This is a genomic window from Tsukamurella asaccharolytica (assembly GCF_007858435.1).
GTDB lineage: Bacteria > Actinomycetota > Actinomycetes > Mycobacteriales > Mycobacteriaceae > Tsukamurella > Tsukamurella asaccharolytica.
In genome coordinates, this window is the sequence record NZ_VIGW01000004.1 from 39,230 (window position 1) to 56,856 (window position 17,627).

General features: G+C 70.5%; 20 protein-coding genes. 15 read left to right on the plus strand and 5 right to left on the minus strand.

Annotated features, from left to right (window positions below; genetic code table 11):
* The first annotated feature begins 177 nt into the window (after window positions 1–177).
* From FK529_RS09290 to FK529_RS09340, 11 genes are all read left to right on the plus strand, one after another.
* The gene (locus FK529_RS09290; protein WP_158635088.1) at window positions 178–573 is read left to right on the plus strand and encodes a bifunctional DNA primase/polymerase; all 396 of its coding nucleotides are present in this window, start codon (window positions 178–180) and stop codon (window positions 571–573) included.
* Window positions 557–1,093: a hypothetical protein gene (locus FK529_RS09295; RefSeq protein ID WP_146560711.1), complete on the plus strand. Its 537-nt coding sequence runs from the start codon at window positions 557–559 to the stop codon at window positions 1,091–1,093. Before FK529_RS09290 ends, FK529_RS09295 begins: the two co-directional genes overlap by 17 nt.
* Window positions 1,090–2,343: an AAA family ATPase gene (locus tag FK529_RS09300; RefSeq protein ID WP_146560712.1), complete on the plus strand. Its 1,254-nt coding sequence runs from the start codon at window positions 1,090–1,092 to the stop codon at window positions 2,341–2,343. Before FK529_RS09295 ends, FK529_RS09300 begins: the two co-directional genes overlap by 4 nt.
* A gap of 401 nt (window positions 2,344–2,744) precedes the next feature.
* The gene (locus FK529_RS09305; protein WP_146560713.1) at window positions 2,745–2,972 is read left to right on the plus strand and encodes a hypothetical protein; all 228 of its coding nucleotides are present in this window, start codon (window positions 2,745–2,747) and stop codon (window positions 2,970–2,972) included.
* A gap of 8 nt (window positions 2,973–2,980) precedes the next feature.
* Window positions 2,981–4,216 (plus strand): hypothetical protein, encoded by a 1,236-nt coding sequence (locus FK529_RS09310; protein ID WP_146560714.1) that lies wholly within the window; start codon window positions 2,981–2,983, stop codon window positions 4,214–4,216.
* A complete protein-coding gene (locus FK529_RS09315; protein ID WP_146560715.1) occupies window positions 4,216–4,434 on the plus strand; it encodes a hypothetical protein in 219 nt (72 codons plus the stop codon). The genes FK529_RS09310 and FK529_RS09315 overlap by 1 nt, the downstream gene beginning before the upstream one ends.
* Before the next feature lie 303 nt (window positions 4,435–4,737).
* Entirely contained in the window at window positions 4,738–5,205 is a 468-nt protein-coding gene (locus tag FK529_RS09320; protein WP_146560716.1) for a P27 family phage terminase small subunit, read from the plus strand.
* A gap of 1 nt (window position 5,206) precedes the next feature.
* Entirely contained in the window at window positions 5,207–5,548 is a 342-nt protein-coding gene (locus tag FK529_RS09325) for a hypothetical protein (protein ID WP_146560717.1), read from the plus strand.
* 469 nt (window positions 5,549–6,017) lie between these two features.
* Window positions 6,018–6,581 (plus strand): alkyl hydroperoxide reductase subunit C, encoded by a 564-nt coding sequence (ahpC, locus tag FK529_RS09330; RefSeq protein WP_146560718.1) that lies wholly within the window; start codon window positions 6,018–6,020, stop codon window positions 6,579–6,581.
* Between the two features lie 96 nt (window positions 6,582–6,677).
* Window positions 6,678–8,258, plus strand: coding sequence for an alkyl hydroperoxide reductase subunit F (ahpF, locus tag FK529_RS09335; RefSeq protein ID WP_146560719.1), 1,581 nt, complete (start codon window positions 6,678–6,680; stop codon window positions 8,256–8,258).
* A gap of 52 nt (window positions 8,259–8,310) precedes the next feature.
* On the plus strand, window positions 8,311–8,556 hold the full coding sequence (locus FK529_RS09340) for a DUF2630 family protein (RefSeq protein WP_146560720.1): 246 nt from the start codon (window positions 8,311–8,313) through the stop codon (window positions 8,554–8,556).
* A gap of 64 nt (window positions 8,557–8,620) precedes the next feature.
* Here the strand turns inward: FK529_RS09340 and FK529_RS09345 are convergent, their stop codons facing one another.
* From FK529_RS09345 to FK529_RS09360, 4 genes are all read right to left on the minus strand, one after another.
* Window positions 8,621–9,085, minus strand: coding sequence for an NUDIX hydrolase (locus FK529_RS09345; protein WP_146560721.1), 465 nt, complete (start codon window positions 9,083–9,085; stop codon window positions 8,621–8,623).
* 14 nt (window positions 9,086–9,099) lie between these two features.
* Complete coding sequence (locus tag FK529_RS09350; protein WP_146560722.1) at window positions 9,100–10,341, minus strand: MFS transporter; 1,242 nt, start codon at window positions 10,339–10,341, stop codon at window positions 9,100–9,102.
* Window positions 10,342–10,549: 208 nt separating this feature from the next.
* Window positions 10,550–11,290 carry a polysaccharide deacetylase family protein gene (locus FK529_RS09355; protein WP_146561030.1) on the minus strand — a complete coding sequence of 247 codons (741 nt, stop codon included), beginning with the start codon at window positions 11,288–11,290 and terminating at the stop codon, window positions 10,550–10,552.
* A 62-nt stretch (window positions 11,291–11,352) separates the two neighbouring features.
* Entirely contained in the window at window positions 11,353–12,042 is a 690-nt protein-coding gene (locus tag FK529_RS09360; protein WP_231703019.1) for a GNAT family N-acetyltransferase, read from the minus strand.
* Between the two features lie 129 nt (window positions 12,043–12,171).
* On the opposite strand from FK529_RS09360, the gene FK529_RS09365 reads away from it, so the two are divergent.
* Together FK529_RS09365 and FK529_RS09370 are read left to right on the plus strand one after the other, a co-directional pair.
* Complete coding sequence (locus tag FK529_RS09365; RefSeq protein ID WP_146560724.1) at window positions 12,172–13,101, plus strand: hypothetical protein; 930 nt, start codon at window positions 12,172–12,174, stop codon at window positions 13,099–13,101.
* 139 nt (window positions 13,102–13,240) lie between these two features.
* Window positions 13,241–14,545 (plus strand): UDP-glucose dehydrogenase family protein, encoded by a 1,305-nt coding sequence (locus tag FK529_RS09370; RefSeq protein ID WP_146560725.1) that lies wholly within the window; start codon window positions 13,241–13,243, stop codon window positions 14,543–14,545.
* Between the two features lie 6 nt (window positions 14,546–14,551).
* On the opposite strand, the gene FK529_RS09375 is transcribed toward FK529_RS09370, so the two are convergent.
* The gene (locus FK529_RS09375) at window positions 14,552–15,469 is read right to left on the minus strand and encodes a TauD/TfdA dioxygenase family protein (protein WP_146560726.1); all 918 of its coding nucleotides are present in this window, start codon (window positions 15,467–15,469) and stop codon (window positions 14,552–14,554) included.
* 177 nt (window positions 15,470–15,646) lie between these two features.
* Between FK529_RS09375 and trhO the strand changes: the two genes are divergently transcribed.
* Together trhO and FK529_RS09385 are read left to right on the plus strand one after the other, a co-directional pair.
* Entirely contained in the window at window positions 15,647–16,495 is an 849-nt protein-coding gene (gene trhO / locus FK529_RS09380) for an oxygen-dependent tRNA uridine(34) hydroxylase TrhO (RefSeq protein ID WP_146560727.1), read from the plus strand.
* Window positions 16,492–17,559 carry a CobW family GTP-binding protein gene (locus FK529_RS09385; protein WP_146560728.1) on the plus strand — a complete coding sequence of 356 codons (1,068 nt, stop codon included), beginning with the start codon at window positions 16,492–16,494 and terminating at the stop codon, window positions 17,557–17,559. Before trhO ends, FK529_RS09385 begins: the two co-directional genes overlap by 4 nt.
* The last annotated feature ends 68 nt before the right edge of the window (window positions 17,560–17,627 follow it).

A 17,627-nucleotide genomic window follows, 5' to 3' on the forward strand; every position in this document is an offset into this window, starting at 1 on the left:
ACAAACGCCAAGCGGGGCGATGCCCTGCACGACATCGCCCCGCCTACTTCATCACCCGTCTCACCCGCTAGAAAGAGACAGCCCCAGGGTACCAATTCCCGCCGACAACTCCCGATTCCTGCGGACTTCAGCGACCTTGGCCGCGCCGCTCTGCGGTACGCCGCACGCGGTTGGTCCGTGTTCCCGCTTGTCCCAGGGCAGAAGAATCCCCTGACGAGCCACGGCTTTCACGACGCATCGAGGAACCTCGACCGGATCGTGCAGTGGTGGACCGAGACACCGGCCGCGAACATCGGTGTGCCGGTGCCCGTCGGCTTCATCGTGATCGACGCGGACCTGTACAAGCCAGGCGCCCGTGAGGACTTGATCCGGCTGGAGGAGCAGTGCGGGCCGCTGCCCGCCGGGCCGACGGTGCGCACGGCGCGCGGTGGCCTCCAATTCTGGCTTCGCTGCTCGGCGGGTGACTACCGCGCGAAGGCCGGGCCCACGATCGACATTCGCGCCGGGGGCAAGCACTATGTCGTGGCGCCGCCGAGCGTGTTCGAGGGGGGCCGCTATGAGTGGATCGCCTGAGCCGCTGCCGTTCGACTTCCCGGACGCTGAGCGGCCCGTGCCGCCGCCGTTGCCGTCCGGGTGGGTCGAGTACCTCACGCGGCCCACGTACGCGGTCAGCGGCCCTCGTGCGGTGCCGTCGAGCTGGGCTGACTTCGCCGCTGCCAGCGCGCCCGAGCGGGACCCGGAGGCCCTCGCGCGGCTACTGGGCGACGTGCCCGGCGCCGATGAGCCGATGGACGCCGACATGGCCGAGGTCGTCGGCTACGCCACGCTGGCGTGGCGGATGCAGCGCGAGATGCACGAGACGCTGAGCGCGGTCACGTGGCGCGTGCTGATGCTGTCGACCGAGGGGCACAGTGGCGCCACGTTCGCCCTGCGGCAGGTGGTCGGCGCCTTCCTCGCGGAGAACGATCGCAGGGCCCGGCGCGGTCTGCCCGGTGTCCGCGAGCAGTGGCAGCTGGACCGTGAGATCGAGCGGGCAGTGTTCGGCGGCATCACCAAGCTGGGCGCGTCTGCGCAGGTAGGGGGTGCCGCATGAGCCGCAAGCTGACGCTGAGCGTCGGTCTGGCCGCTGCCGAGCTGGAGGCCCGCAGCGGCCATTTCGACCACGCCGGGAAGTACGTGCCCCCGACCGAGACCACCGAGCAGACCGAGGAACCGACCACCGTGAGCGAGGACAAGCCGGAGCCGTCGAACTGGCGTGAGTACGCCGGGATCGCCGCGCCGGACACGACCGAGGAGGGCGAGACGCGCTCCGCTAGGTCCGCGCTGGTGGACCTGAAGGCGCTACGCGCGCAACCGTTACCGCCGCGTGAGTGGCTGGAGGAGGGCCTATTCGAGCTGCACGCCGTGAACAAGCTCACGGCCGCGTCGGGCACCGGGAAGTCGGTGCTGTTGGCTGACATGGCTATCCGCTGGTCGCTGGGCTCCTCCGCCCTCGACCGAGACGACGAAGGCCGCCCCCGTGCGCTCGCACGGCCGCTGTCCGTGCTGTACATCGACGGCGAGCTGGGTGAGCGCTGGTGGCACAAGTACACGGACGCCAACGCGGCGCCGATGGACCTCCCGGACTTCCACCTGGTGACGCTGAATGACCAGGCGCCGACCTGGGGTGCGCTGTGCACCGAGCATGGCGCCGCTGAGTTCGTCGGCTTCGTGCTGGAGCTGCACGAGGAGATCGGCATCGACGTCGTCGTGCTGGACACCCTGAGCGCGTTCGTCGGCGGCGAGGAGATCGACAACGACACGTGGCTGACGTTCGACCGCCTGGTGACGCTGAAGCTGAAGAAGGTGGGCCTCACGCTCGTGTACGTCGATCACACCGGGCACAGCAACCAGCGGGCACGCGGCGCGTCGGCGAAGAAGGCGAAGTTGGACGTCGAGGTGGTCATGACGCTGCCCGGCGAGGACCCGCACCTACTGGAGCTGTCCACCAAAATGCCCGAAGGCAAGATGCGCAACGGCCACGACGGGCACCCGCTGGAAGTGCGGGTCCGGCGGATGCTCAATCCGCTGAGCCATGAGCGGGTGCCCGTCGGCAAGCTCGCGGCGTCCGCCGATCCGGTCGCGGAGCTGACCAAGGAGCTACACGAGATCCTCGCGCGGCACCCCGACGGCATGGCCCGGGATGAGCTTCTGAAGGACACCAAGACCGCTCTGGGGATCACCGCCAAACGCGCCACCCTGGACCGCCTCATCGACGCGGGGCAGATCACTCAGGACGAAGAGCGGCGGCCTAGCGGCCGACGGGCGAAGGTCTGCCGTTCGAGGGTCGAGACGGCCTCATGAGCGTCAATTCGCACATACCCCCTGTCGGTCAGCCTGTCGGTTACAGCTCTAGCCGTCCGGCTCGCGGTCGGCTCCAGACGGTTACATGCCCGGACGGTCACATCCGTGCAGGTCCAGGCACGTTTTCTAGCCGTCCCGACCCCCGGTCGGCTCCAGTCGGTCAGACCTGTGGTGGTGGACGGGAACCTGTGACCGTCCCACCGTCTCTACCTATAGGGACGGCTACGTCTGTCGGTTACACAGGTTTTTCTCAGAAATCACCCTCAACCCACCGAAAAGAGGACCCATGACCACCCGCACCACCACCCACGCCATGCCGATGCGCACCGACGCCGTCAGCGGCGAGAAGCTCTACCCCGGCATGCAGCGGGATCGAGACCAACGCCGGTGTCCGCTGGATCGTGCAGGGCAGCGGCCCACGCAACCACAGCCGCTCATACGTCGGCACCTTCGCCACCCACGGCGCAGCGGCCCACGCCGCCCTCAGCGCCCGCGCGAAGGCCTGCGAGGAGGAAGCCGCGCGACTCCGCGTGCAGGCGGCCCAGCTCCGCGCACAGGCCAAGCAGTACAAGCGTGGCGCGCCGCTGCGGAACACCGGCCGACCGGCCACCACGACCACCACCAAGTAGGAGGACCCATGACCGAGAACACCCCCGACAACCACAACACCGACCGCCGCCCCCGGATCGACGGGCCGCGCGTCCGGCCGCTGGAGGAGACCCCCGGCCTGTACCTTGACCGGCCCCCGTCGGCCCGCGTCGAGCAGGAGGAGCGGAACCGGCTCACACAGGAGCGCGCGAGCGACGAGCGGCTGGCTGTGGAGGTCGCCCGCACCAACCAGAGCGTCCGCGCGGCCCAGGAGGCGCGCACGGCCCTGTACGGGGCGCAGAAGACCGACGGCCTCGCACCGGGCGAGCGGCACCCGTCGCCGGAGCTCCCCGCCGGGGAGCTGGGAGACGCGATCCGGGGACTGCTGAAGCTGGAGCGGATCGAGGGCGCCTACAGCCGCGCGCTCGCACGCCTCGATGAGGAGCGGCTTAGCCACGCCCAGGACAGTGAGCGCGGTTGGGAGGCCGCTGCGGAGGCCGTGGCAGCGGAGGCCGTCCGCGCGGGGATGCGCAAGGAGGCCGTGCCGCCGATCTGCGGCCCCGTCTTCGACGCGCTGACCGAGCAGGCCGACGCGGCGCTGTTCACCTACCGGCACTTCGAGAGAATCCAGCGGTTCATCGAGGCCAAGGCCGTCATCGCGGCACCGGCCGCGATGGGCCGCGCGTACGACGACGCCGACGCGACGGTCTGTGACGCGGCCAGCGCAGCGATCGCTCTCGCGGGTGAGGCCCGGGACGCGCTGGGAGCCGCCGGGCTCACCGTCGACGCGGACCTGGAACAGGTGGTCGACGCGGGAGTCGAGGGCACCGTCGAGGCCCTGAGCAAGTGGCGCAGATCCGTGCAGCAGTGGCGCGACGTGCAGCAGATCCGCGCGTGGTGGCGCGCCGCGATCGTGCGCGGCTTCGAGTTCGACCGAGCGGGGCACATCCGAGTGGTGCCGCCGCCGCGTATCCCCAGCGGTCCGCATGCACGGCAGCACGCGATCGACGCGGCCGCGCGGCTGGCAGGGGTCGAGGCAGGGGTCCTGTTGGACCAGGTGGTCTGGTACCCGCCGGAGCACTACCAGGAAGGCCGGGACATGGGGGTGACCACGCCACCCACAGGGGTCCGAGGGCTAGGGGTCGCTGTGGATGCGCACAGCACGTTGCGCACGTGGCTCACCACCACGCGGCTCCTCGACCCCGACGGGCCCGAGGAGGAGCGGTGGGCCGTCGGTCCGAACGGTCTGGACGCGATCAAGTTGAGCGACACGGAGGAGAAGTGATGAGCGAGCACAAGGGCATCGACAACGGCTTCGGCAAGTATTTGGACGGCGCCTACGCGTCCCGAAAGGGCATCGCCGGGACACGAGGGCAGGGGTCCGACACGACCGAGGACCAGGACGGCCAGCGACCGACGCCCGAGGACATGAGCAAGCCGCCGAGCACCGGCAAGCCGGACGGCCGGACGGACACCGGTTTCGGGAAGTACCTGCGGAGGTAGGCCCGGACGGGAGAACTGCGCTCAGCGTGGCGCTCAGGGGCAGCAACGGCATCGCCGAGAGGCAGACGTCGAGCTGCACCCCTGGGGTAGGGGCCCCTCCTGGGGCATCGCACGGAACCCCGCCGCGTACTGCCCCCACGGATTCGTCCCACCTTTAAAGCAATCGCAAACATCCTGTTTTCGCAGGTCGGAGGGCATATTGGGGCCCACCAGGCACGCGCAGGCGGCCAGTAGAGCGGCCCTCAGTGCCACGTAGACGAACGAAATGCACACCCGCGCAACGTAATTCAGATTGGAGAGATCATGACCAAGAGGAAGCCCCCAGCGGGCACGACCGGAGCGGCCTTGACTGCGCACTACACCGGGTGGGCTGCCGACGAGGGGGTGCAGCTCGACCCGTCGGACGTTGCGCTGCTGGAGCGGCTGGCGCGGGCCACGGACGCCGTGATCGAGCTGGACAAGGCCCTGAGTAGCGGCGTGACGGAGACCGGCCCGACCGGTGCCGTCAAGGTGCACCCGGCGCTCAGCGCGCGCCGCGCCGAGGTCGAGCAGATCGCGCGCCTGGTCGTGCTGCTCGACCGGCGGATCGAGGAGGCCAGCGCCGGGCTCGACCCGGCGGACCGCCCCGGCGTGCGTGGCGTCAAGCCGTTCGAGACGCGCGGGTCATACGGGCCGCGCAGTACCGGTACCGACGGCACCGCGTCCGCGCTGCCGCGCCGCGAGCACCATTCCCGAGCTGGCGGCCGTCGGCCGGGCAACGGGGGTCGATGAGATGGCGCGCAAGATGCAGCACCCACCAGCGGCGGCGACAGCGGCCACGGAGCACCGACCGACGATCGCCCCGCACCCGGCGGCGCCCAAGGGCATCGTCGGCACGGAGCCGTTCGACGTGCAGTTGCGCGCGGCGTGCGCCGACTCGTGGCCGACGCTCAGCTTCGAGGAGGTCGAGAGCGGCTACATCGCCGGTAACCCGTTCCGGCGCGACGGCGAGCACCAGGTGCGCCCGCTGGAGCGCGGGGAGCTGGGGCCGCTGGCCGGGTGGCGATACCGGCACTGGAGCCACCGAGCAGCGATCACGGAGTGGTGCGCCGAGCGCCCCTGGATCTACCGCTGACGCCGTCGCTCAGACCGCACGAGACCGCACAGAGACCGCAGGAATCTAGATAGACCGCGATAGACGGTGAAAGATCGAGAGAGGTTGTGACAGACTTAGTGCAGGTCAAGGGCTAAGCGGTGAAAGATTCCGACAAACGGAGAAAGCCCAGGATAGAGAGATTTACATAACTGGCAGTGTGGGGGTCAGGGGTTCGAGTCCCCTTAGCTCCACCCGCGAAGAACCCCTCCGGCATCGGCCGGAGGGGTTCTTCGTCGTCGGCGCGCCTGATCTGCGCCGGGCTGTCAACCGGAGCCGCTCGTGATGAGAATCACCTGCCTGTGATTGCGGTATCAACACCTCTCTGGCCTGCGTCAATAGGTATTTCCGATGGGTGTTCCAGGTCGAATCGATTGGCCCGATAAATTCGTCGGACCTAACCTTGAGCACGGACCCACAGGTACCCCCGAACAACGAAACGAGGACGCACGTGTCGCTGATCAACAAGAAGATCAAGCCCTTCACCGCGGAGGCTTTCCAGGACGGCAACTTCGTCACCGTCTCCGACCAGGACATCGCGGGCAAGTGGGCCGTCTTCTACTTCTACCCGGCCGACTTCACGTTCGTGTGCCCCACCGAGCTCGGCGATCTCGCCGATCACTACGAGGAGCTGCAGGCTCTCGGCGTCGAGGTGTTCTCGGTCTCGACCGACACGCACTTCACCCACAAGGCGTGGCACGCCTCGTCGGACACCATCGCCAAGATCAAGTACGCGATGATCGGCGATCCGAGCCTGCAGATCAGCACCGATTTCGAGGTGCTCCGCGACGGCCAGGGCCTCGCCGACCGCGGCACCTTCCTGGTGGATCCCGACGGCGTCGTCCAGTTCACCGAGGTCACCGCTGAGGGCATCGGCCGCAACGCCGCCGAGCTCGTCCGCAAGGTGAAGGCCGCCCAGTACGTGCGCTCGCACCCGGGCGAGGTCTGCCCCGCCAAGTGGGAAGAGGGCGCCGACTCCCTGGCTCCGTCGCTGGAGCTCGTCGGCAAGATCTAGTCGGTTTCCGACGGGGAGCGGGGCGGGACTCACCTCCCGCCCCGCTGCCGTTCACACCTCGCTCGAAGCTGAAGAAGATAAGAGGATCGGATCACCATGCTCGAAGCTGCGCTCGCCACCCAACTCAAGGGCCTGCTCACCAACGTCACGATGCCGGTCGAGCTCGTCTCGACGCTCGACGAGGGTGCCAAGTCCGCCGAACTCGCGGAGCTGCTCGACGAGATCGCGGGCATGTCCGAGCACATCCACCACGACCGGACCGGCGATGACCCGCGGACCCCGTCGTTCCTGATCCGGCGCGCCGGCACCGACATCGCGGTGCAGTTCGCCGGAATCCCGCTGGGGCACGAGTTCTCGTCGCTGGTGCTCGCGCTCCTCCAGGTGGGGGGCCACCCGTCCAAGGAGGCCGCCGATCTGCTCGAGCAGGTGCGCGACCTCGAGGGCGACTACCACTTCGAGACCTACTTCTCGCTGTCCTGCCAGAACTGCCCCGACGTGGTCCAGGCGCTCAACCTGATGGCGGTCCTCAACGCGCGGATCACCCACACCGCGATCGACGGTTCGCTGTTCCAGGACGAGGTCGACAGCCGCCAGGTGATGGCCGTGCCGACCGTCTTCGTCAACGGCGAGCTGTTCGACTCGGGCCGGATGAACCTCGAGCAGATCGTCGGCAAGCTCGACTCCGGCGCCGCCAAGCGCACCGCGGCGTCGCTGTCGGAGAAGGATCGGTTCGACGTGCTCGTCGTCGGCGGCGGCCCGTCGGGCGCGACCGCCTCGGTCTACGCGGCCCGCAAGGGGATCCGCACCGGCATCGTGGCGGAGCGGTTCGGCGGCCAGGTGCTCGACACGATGGCGATCGAGAACTTCACCTCGGTCTCGTACACCGAGGGGCCGAAGTTCGCGGCCGAGCTCGAGAACCAGGTGCGGCAGTACGACGTCGACATCATGAACTCCCAGCGCGGCGCGACCCTGAACCGCGACGAGGAGACCGGTGTCATCTCGGTGGGGCTGGCGAGCGGCGCCGAGCTGCAGTCGCGCACCGTCGTGATCTCCACCGGCGCCCGGTGGCGCTCGATGGACGTGCCCGGTGAGGCCGAGTACCGCAACAAGGGCGTCACCTACTGCCCCCACTGCGACGGTCCACTGTTCAAGGGCAAGCGCGTGGCCGTGATCGGCGGCGGCAACTCGGGCGTCGAGGCCGCGATCGACCTCGCGGGCATCGTCTCCCACGTCACGCTCGTCGAGTTCGACGCGGAGCTGCGCGCCGACCAGGTGCTGCAGCGCAAGCTGCGCAGCCTGCCCAACGTCGATGTCCTCGTCAGCGCGATGACCACCGAGGTCGTCGGCGACGGCGGCAAGGTCACCGGCCTGACGTACACGAGCCGCACGACCGACGAGTCGCACTCGCTCGACCTGGACGGGGTCTTCGTCCAGATCGGTCTCCTGCCGAACACGGAGTGGCTCGAGGGCACCCTCGAGCTCAGCCCGCGTGGCGAGATCGTCGTCGACGAGGCCGGGCGCACCTCGCTTCCCGGCGTCTTCGCGGCCGGCGACTGCACGACGGTCCCGTTCAAGCAGATCGTGGTCGCCGCCGGTGCCGGTGCGACCGCGGCGCTGAGCGCCTTCGATCACCTCATCCGCACGGACGTTCCGGCGGAGGCGGCCGCGGTCTCCTGACGGCGTGCCCGGGAGACGGGCTGCTCCGCCGTATCGGTGGCAGGATCGAGTCATGACCGACGATGCACTGCACACCCGGATCGACGCCCTCATCGCGGAGGAGCACGCGCTGCGAGACAAGCTCGGCGCGGGCGAGATCAGCGCGAGCGAGGAGCACGCGCGGCTCCAAGCGCTCGAGACGCAGCTCGACCAGGCCTGGGACCTGCTGCGCCAGCGTCGCGCGCGACGCGAGTTCGGCGAGAATCCGGACGACGCCGCCGTCCGTTCGGCGACGACGGTGGAGGACTACCGGAACTGACGCCCCGGCCCTGGCACACGCCGCCGCCGGGCCTCGCTCGCCTGTGCGCTGGGCGTCGCCGTGCTCACGCTCCGGACAGGTGCTCCCGCAGCCGGTCGAGGAACGCCGACTGCGCCTTCACCAGCTTCTCCGCGGCCTCCTCGGGGGTGAACCAGCCGGCCCGGTCGATCTCCGGGAAGGTCTGCATCCGGCCCGAGCCGCGCGGCCACTCCAGCGCGAACTCGTTGGAACGGATCGCCGTCGCGTCGAGATCGCCCTCGCGGGCGTAGACGGTCACCGTCTTGCCGCCCGACTGCCGGACGGAGCCCAGGGGCACCGTCGGGCCGGGCGGGGCGGGGGAGCCCAGCTCCTCCGCGAACTCGCGCTCGGCGGCGGCCAGGGGCTCCTCGTCGGTGTACAGGCCCTTGGGGATCGACCAGGCGTGCGCGTCCTTGCGGCTCCAGAACGGGCCGCCCATGTGCCCCAGCAGCACCTCGACCGCGCCGTCGGTGCGGCGGAAGAGCAGGAGTCCGGCGCTCGTCGTGGTCATGCCCCGGAGCGTAGCTACGCCGCGGGCTGACGGCGGACGAGCACCGCGTTCGCCACGCCCGCGCCCAGCACGACGAGGGCGGCGATCAGTGGCGCGAACTGCGCCGCGGCGGTGCCGACGCTCTCCGCCAGCGCGCCGTTCACGGCCGAAGCCAGGGACTGGCCGAGGATCAGGCTGCTGCCGAGGATCGTCATCACGGTGGCGGAGCGGCCCACCGGGCTGCGTTCGGCGCCGAGGCTGAACTCGGTCACGAGGGTCGGGCCCACCCCGATGCCGGCGACCGCGAGGCCGGCCACGAGGAGCGGCAGCGACGGCGCGGCGGCGATGAGCACCGCGCCGAGGACGAGCACCGTCGCGAAGCTCACCCACCGCGCCGCGATGCTGAACTTCTCCGGCAGCAGCGCCGAGCCCAGGGCGAGCGCTGCGGAGCCGACGCCCAAGACGCCGTAGAACAACCCGGCGGAGGCGGCGTTGCCCGCGTCGCGCATGAAGGCCGTCAGGCCGGTCAGGGTGGAGCCGAAGAACAGGCCCATGCCGAAGACGCCGACGATCACGGTGAACAGCAAGGGGGTGGCGAGCTCCCGCGCCGGCGCCTGGACGACCGCGCCGTCGGCGTTCTGCTCCGCGGCGCGCCCGGTGCGGTGCAGGGCGAACGCGGAGACGAACATCGCGGTCAGCACTGCGGCGCCGATCATCGGCGCCGCGGGCGACATCGTCGTCGCGAGCAGACCGACGATCACCGGGCCGAAGACGAAGATCACCTCGTCGGCGGCGGATTCGTAGGCCATGACGGACAGCAGCGTCCGTACCCGACGCCCCTCGGGGAGCTTCGTGGTGACCATCGTGACCAGGCGGCTGCGCGACATCGGCCCGACCTGCGGGGCGCTCGCGCCGACCAGCGCCGCCGACGCGAGCACCGCCCAGCCGGGGAGCGGGCTGAAGACGACCCACGTCATGAGCAGCAGCGCAAGGCTGTTCACGATGCCCGCCGCGAGCACCGCCCGGCGCTGGCCGAACCGGTCCGCGGCGGCGCCGACGAGCGGGCCGACGGCGGCGGAGCCGATGCCGACCATCGCCGAGCTCAGGCCGCCGAAGGCGAGCGAGTCGCGGCCGGCGACCACCAGGGTGAGCACGCCGACCACCATCATGGCGAAGGGGAGCCGCGCGACGAAGGCGATGGGGAAGTAACTGCGCCCCGCGACCGACAGCAGAGTCGGTGCGGAGGAGGAATTCCGGTGGGACGTCTCGGGGGGCATGGTGGCGGTCACCGTCGTGGGGCCTTTCCGCGGCGCGAGCCGCATCGTGTCGACGTGCCGCCTTGGATGCCCGGAGGCCCTACCAGGTAGATACACGGAGCTGTCGCTGCGACGTCGTTCGCAGCCGAATCATCCTATCAATTTCGGGCCGCGGCTGCTCGCAGGCGGACCGTCGGCCTCGGCGCGCTGCCGGTCGCGGCCCGAGCTTTCACCTCCGCGGCGCCTCGAGGACGTCGTTGAGTGTCACGAGCTGCAGGTTCCGGGACCGAATGATCTCGGTGAGCTGCCCGTAGACGCGCGTCACGGGCGGATGATTCGCGTGCCCGATCACGATGGCCTGTTCCCGGAGGTACTTGCGCGCGCAGTCGAGGAGGTACTGCTCGGTGATCAGGCCGGAGTCCGAGAGGGAGCCCTGCCACATCGTGGGGACGGTGTAGCCGAGATCTGCCGCCGCGGCGTCCACCGCGGCGTTGCGGTAGCCGAACGGTGGGCGGTAGTACGGCGTGCCGTCGACGCCGAACGTCTGCCACAGGAAGTCCTTCGTGCGCTTCAGCTCGTTCGCCACGCCTCGCGAGGAGAGGGAGGTCAACGCCGGATGGCTCCAGGTGTGATTGCCGAGCTGGACCTGACCCGAGTCGACGAGTGGGCGCAGGGTGTCCCGGTGCGCGGTCCATCCGTCGTAACTCCCGGTCACGAAGAAGGTCAGGCGTGCGCCGGTGTCGTGGGCGAACCGCGCATACGCGCCCACGACGTCGGCGTCGGCGCCGTCGTCGACCGTCAGCGCGAGGTGCCTGCCGGGCCCGGGGAGGCGGGTGATCGGCGCCGCGGGAATGGGCGTGCGCGTCACTCCCGGCGGCGGCGGGCCGAAGATCCGGGGAACCGTCGACGGTGCGCCCGAGCTCGCCTCCTCCTGCGGGGCGGCGGTCGTCTCGGGGGCGCAGCCCGTCATGGCGCCGAGCGCGCCGGCGGCGACCAGCGCGAGCAGGCCGCGCCGGCCGATACGTGGATCGCTCACCGGATCGCGCCGACGTGCACGATCTCGAGCGGCACCGTTCTCGTGTGGTGGAAGCCCATCGCGTCGTAGAGCTTCTGCGCCGGGTTGTCGTCCGACGTGTGCAGGAACGGGAGGTCGCCGCGCTCGCGGATGCCGTGGGCGACGGCCCGGATCAGCCGGGAGGCCAGCCCCCGCCCGCGTGCCTCGGGAGCGGTGCACACCGCGCTGATCTCGGTCCAACCCTGTGGGTGCATGCGCTCACCGGCCATCGCGACGAGGGCCCCGTCGGCGCCGCGGATGCCGAGGTAGGTGCCCAGCTCGATGGTGCGCGGCAGGAACGGCCCGGGCTTGGTCCGCTCGACGAGGGCCGTCATCTCGGGCACGTCGGCGGCGGTGAGGCGGACGGCCTCGGGCTCGGGCGCGGTCTCCACGGCGCTGCCGTCGTACTGCACGAGCCCGATCGTCTCGACCACGGACCACCCGGCGGGGAGCGGCGCCGCCCGGTCGCGGAGCGAGGCGATCCGGTCCGGTCCGGTCAGGCGGGCGACGTCGGCGTAGTCCTCCTCGGTGAGCTCGCGCGGGTGGCCGTAGAACACGGAGACGTCGGGGTGGTACCTCTGAATCCGGCCCGCGGACAAGCGGAATCGCGTGTGCGGGCCGGAGAGTGAGGAGTTGACGGGGTCGGCGAGGACGGAGCGCTCGGTCACGAGCAGATCATGGCAGACGGGTGCGGATGGGAGTGCGGTGCGGTCTCGGTGAGCGTCGGCGATCGTGGATTCCCGGCCAACGAGTGGATTCACCTCAGATCCTCTCATCGCGCCCTACGATGGGCGGCTATGGACCTCAAGGGCATCGTCACCACACCGCTGCGCGTCGCCTTCTCGACCGCGGACGCCGCGATGTCGGCGATCGAGGGCGGCGTCGCCGTCACCCGATTCGCCGTGCAGAACGTCGATGCGGAGGTGAGCAACGCCCTCCACGTCGAGGCGGGCATGTCCTCCGCCACGCCGATGCAGCTGCTGCAGCGCCTGGCTTCCCTGCTCGAGCCGGACCGCCCCGTCGGCATCATCCTCTCGCGCGGCGGTCCGCTCGACCGGGTGCTCAAGCCCGGCGGCGTCGTCGACCGGCTCACCGAGCCCGGCGGCATGCTGGAGAAGCTCACCGCCCCCGGCGGTCTCCTGGACCAGGCCACCAAGGAGGACAGCCCCGTCACCCGCCTGACCACCGAGGGCGGCCCCCTGGACCGGCTGACCCGCCCCGGCGGCGTCGTCGACCAGATCACGGAGTCCGAGGGCGTGCTCGAGCGCCTCACCTCTGAGGGCGGCGTGATCGACAAGCTCACCGCGCCCGACGGTGTGCTCGAGAAGCTGATGTCCAAGGACGGCGTGCTGGACAAGCTCACGGAGAAGGGCGGCGTGCTCGACAAGCTGGCTGCCAAGGACGGCGTCCTCGACAAGCTCACCGGCCAGGACGGCCTCATCGACAAACTCACCGAGCCCAACGGGGTCATCGACCGGGCGATCGCCGACGGCGGCATCGTCGACCAGCTCCTCGGCCAGGAGGGCGCCATCGAACGCGCCATCGCCCCAGGCGGCACGCTGGACGCCGTCTCCCAGCTTCCCGACGTCGTCGCCGAGCTCAACGAGGCCGTCGCGCTGATGACCGCCGCCGTCAACCCGATGAGTGACCTGGTCAACCGGCTGCCGAAGCGCATCCTCAAGGGCCGCGAGGGCCGGGAGCCGCGCGCCGCCGACCCGACGCAGTAACGCCGAGGCGAATCGGAGGCCACTCCGAGGCGAACGCGGGGGATCGCGGCGGGCCCGCTCGTGAATCTCCGCGTAACCCTTGCCCAACTCCGGCGCGCGAGCCTTCCGTGTCCACCCTGCGCCGACCTACCTTCGGCACATGAAGATCACAGTGCTGGGTACGGGGTACCTGGGAGCCACGCACGCGGCGTGCATGGCGGAGCTGGGCCACGACGTGCTCGGTGTCGACGTCAACCTCAGCAAGATCGCCGCGCTGTCGGAGGGCAAGGTGCCCTTCCACGAGCCGGGCCTCCCCGCAGTGCTCAAGCGCAACATCGACGCGGGCCGCCTGCGCTTCACCGACTCCTACGAGGAGGCCGGCGCGTTCGGCGACGTGCACTTCATCGCCGTCGGCACACCGCAGCGCAAGGGCGAGTTCGCGGCGGACCTGACGTACGTGAACTCCGTGATCGATTCGCTCGTGCCGCATCTGCGCCGCGACGCCGTGATCCTGGGCAAGTCGACGGTCCCCGTCGGCACCACCGACCTGCTCCGCGCCCGCGCCGCCGAACTGGTGCCGGACGGCGTGGCCGTCGAGTTCGCCTGGAACCCCGAGTTCCTCCGCGAGGGCCACGCCGTCAAGGACACCCTCGAGCCCGACCGCCTCGTCCTCGGCGTCGAGCCCGGTGGCCGCGCCGAGGAGGTCGCCCGCGAGGTCTACGCGGAGATCCTGGCCCGTGACACCCCGTTCTTCGTCACCGACACCGCGACCGCCGAGTTGGTGAAGATCTCCGCGAACGCCTTCCTGGCCACGAAGATCTCCTTCATCAACGCCGTCGCCGAGGTGTGCGAGGCCGCGGGCGCCGACGTCGTCGCCCTCGCCGACGCGATCGGCGTCGACTCCCGCATCGGCCGGAAGTTCCTCGGCGCGGGCATCGGCTTCGGCGGCGGTTGCCTGCCCAAGGACATCCGCGCGTTCATGGCGCGCTCGGGTGAACTCGGCGCAGGCCACATGCACGGGCTGCTCCGCGAGGTCGACGCGATCAACATGAGCCGCCGCACCCGGATGGTGGATCTGGCCCGCGAGGCCTGCGGAGGCTCGCTGCTCGGCGCCAAGGTGGCCGTGCTGGGCGCTGCGTTCAAGCCGGATTCCGACGATGTGCGTGACTCGCCGGCGCTCAACATCGCCGGCCAGATCCAGCTGCAGGGCGCTGCGGTCTCGGTCTACGACCCCGAGGCCATGGACAACTCGCGCCGCGTCTTCCCGACGCTCGACTACGCCACCACGGCGCTCGAGGCGTGCGCGGGCGCCGATGTGGTGCTGGTCCTCACCGAGTGGGCCCAGTTCCGCGAGTTGGACCCCGCCGTCGTCGGCGCGGTGGTGCGCAACCCCGTGCTGCTCGACGGCCGCAACTGCATGCCGTCCGCCGACTGGGTCGCCGCCGGCTGGGAGTACCGCGCCTGACCTCGGTCAGCCGCGCGAGCGCGAGGGGGTCACGGGCGAGTAGTCCGAGGCGTCGCCCTTGAGCGCCACGCCCTCGCGGCCGTCGACGCCGACGGGCAGGTCGCCGGCGAGCGTCACGCGGCGCAGCAGGCGCTTGTTGTCGCCGTAGTCGTTGATGCCGAAGTGCTGGGTCGAGCGGTTGTCCCAGATCGCGACGTCGCCGAGCTGCCACGACCAGCGGACGGTGTTGTCGGGGTTCTCGATCCGTCGCTGGAGCAGCGCCAGGATCGGTGCCGAGTCCTGCGTGCTCAGGCCGGCGAAGGACTTCACGAAGTGCCCGAGCAGGAGCGAGCGCCGGCCGGTCTCCGGATGCACGCGCACCACGGGGTGCTCGGACTCGAAGATGTTCCGCACGAACTCGCGGTGGTACTCGGCGCGCTGGTAGGTGGCGTTGTGCCCGGCGTAGTCGTAGTCGTTGGTGTGGATCGCGCGGAGGTTCTCGGCGAGCGCCTTCAGCGGCGCCGGCAGTCGGTCGTAGGCCTGGGTCGTGGAGGCCCAGGCGGTGTTCCCGCCGTGCGGGGGCAGCTCGATGGGCCGCAGGATCGAGGCCTTGGGCACACGGTCGACGAAGGAGACGTCGGTGTGCCAGCTGTTCGCCGCGCCCTCGATGGGTAGCAGGTCCGAGTCCGAGCGGACCGTCGGGTGCGGGGTGGTCTGCACGCCCAGGCGCCCGGCGAAGGCGTGCTGGCCGGCGTCGTCGAGGTGGTGCTGGTCGCGGAAGAAGATCACCTCGTGCTCGGCGAGCAGGTCGAGGATCGCGTCCGCGGTCGCGTCGTCGATGTCGCCGCCGAGGCGCACGCCGTGCACGATCGCTCCGATGTGTTCGCCCAGCTTGGTCACGCTGATCTCGGGCGCGGTGGTCGTGGGCTCGAGCGTTGCGGTCATGGCTGCCTCCGGGTGCGTCGCGTGCGTGGTCCGTCCACCTCACCCGATCGGCAGCGACGGGGCCAGGGTTGCGTTCAGCGCGGACGCAATCCGCTCCGCGCACGTCGTGCTCGGGACGCCGGCCGGGCGCCCGAGGTCCCCCGGAGGGATACGCCCCTCGATAGAATGGTGGGCGTCATGGGCAAGGTCGTACTGTTCTACGTGTTCGCCCCGCTGGCCGATCCGGAGGCGATCCGGCTGTGGCAGCGGGCGCTGTGTGAGGCGAACGGCCTCCGCGGCCGGATCATCGTGTCGCGCCACGGGATCAACGCCACCGTCGGCGGCGAGATCCGCGCGGTCAAACGGTACGTCCGCGCCCTGCGGGAGTACGCGGCCTTCAAGGACGCGGACGTGAAGTGGTCCGACGGCTCCGCCGAGGACTTCCCGAAGCTCTCGGTCAAGGTTCGCGACGAGATCGTCACCTTCGGCGTCCCCGACGAGGTGGAGGTCGACGGGGACGGCGTCCGCGGCGGCGGAGTGCGTCTGAGCCCCGACGCGGTGCACGCACTGCTCGACGAGAAGCCCGACGCCGTCTTCTTCGACGGTCGCAACGCCATCGAGGCCGAGATCGGCCGGTTCGCCGGCGCTGTGGTCACCCCGGCGAAGACGACCCGCGACTTCGTCGCCCTGCTCGACGCGGGGGAGTACGACCACCTCAAGGACCGCCCGGTGATCACCTACTGCACCGGCGGTGTGCGTTGCGAGGTGCTCAGCGCGGTGATGCGTCGCCGCGGCTTCGGTGAGGTCTACCAGCTCGACGGCGGGATCGCCCGGTACGGCGAACGGTTCGGCGACCGCGGGCTCTGGGAGGGCTCGATGTACGTCTTCGACCGCCGCATGCACCTCGACTTCTCCGACGCGACCACGCGGATCGGCCGGTGCGCGGAGTGCGGCGCGCCGACCTCCAACGTCGCCAACCTCGCGCCCCCGCAGGACCGGGAGCTGGCGGTGCTGTGCGAGGACTGCGCCCCGGCGGTGGCTCCGTGAGCGTTCGACCCGTGCCCGTGGTGGTGGTCGCGGGGTACCTCGGGGCGGGCAAGTCGACGCTGCTCAACCACCTCCTGTCCGGAGCCGGTGACGCCCGCATCGGCGTCGTGGTCAACGACTTCGGTGCGGTGAACATCGACGCGATGCTCGTCTCCGGTGCGTCCGGGGGAGGGGCGGTGCGCACCGTCTCGCTGAGCAACGGCTGCGTGTGCTGCACCGTCGACGACGACGAACTCGAGGACGTCCTCGGTGCGCCCGCGGCCCGCGATCTCGACCTCGTGGTGGTCGAGGCCTCCGGGCTCGCCGAACCGGCGGCGATGGTGCGGCGCGTGGTACTCGCGCAGGATCCGCGGATCGATTACGGCGGACTCGTGTACGTCGCCGATGCGGCGCACCTCGTCGGCACCATGGAACGGCACCCCTCCCTGCGACACCACCTCGCCCTCGCCGACCTGGTCGTGCTCAACAAGATCGACCTCGCCGCCGACCCCGGGGCCGCGCGGGAGCTGGTGCGCGCGCACGCGCCGTCCACCCCGGTGATCGGGACCGTCGACGCCGCCGTGCCGGTGGAACTGCTCATCGACGCGGACGTACTGGCGCGGCGCGCCGCGCAGCGGCGGGACTCCCCGCGCCAGCTCACTCTCGACGAGGCGCTGCGCGAGCACGACCACGACCACACGGGACCGCACGGCCACCTCCACGACGACTACGCCGCAGTCACCGTCGAGACCGGGCGGCTGGATGCCCGCGCGACCGCCGATCTGCTCGCCGATCCGCCGCGAGGCGTGTACCGGACGAAGGGCTTCGTCACCGCGGCGGACGGCACCCGGCTCGAGGTGCACGCCGTCGGGCGGCACGTGCGGACGGCGCCGGAGCGCGGACGCCGGGACGGCGCGGCCTCGGTGCTCGTCTTCCTCGGTATCGGGCTCGACGAGGAGGCCGTCCGGACGAGGGTCGAGGGCTGCTCGGCGGACCCGGACGCTCCCGCGGATCCGCAGGCGGTGCTGTCCCTGCTGCGGTACTCCGCTGCCGCGCAATCTGATTCGTGGATCCTCGAAGACTGAGCGAGCCGCGCGGTAGATAACGATCCGGTAACGATCGATCATGAGATTTTCCTAAAGTCTCAATTGAT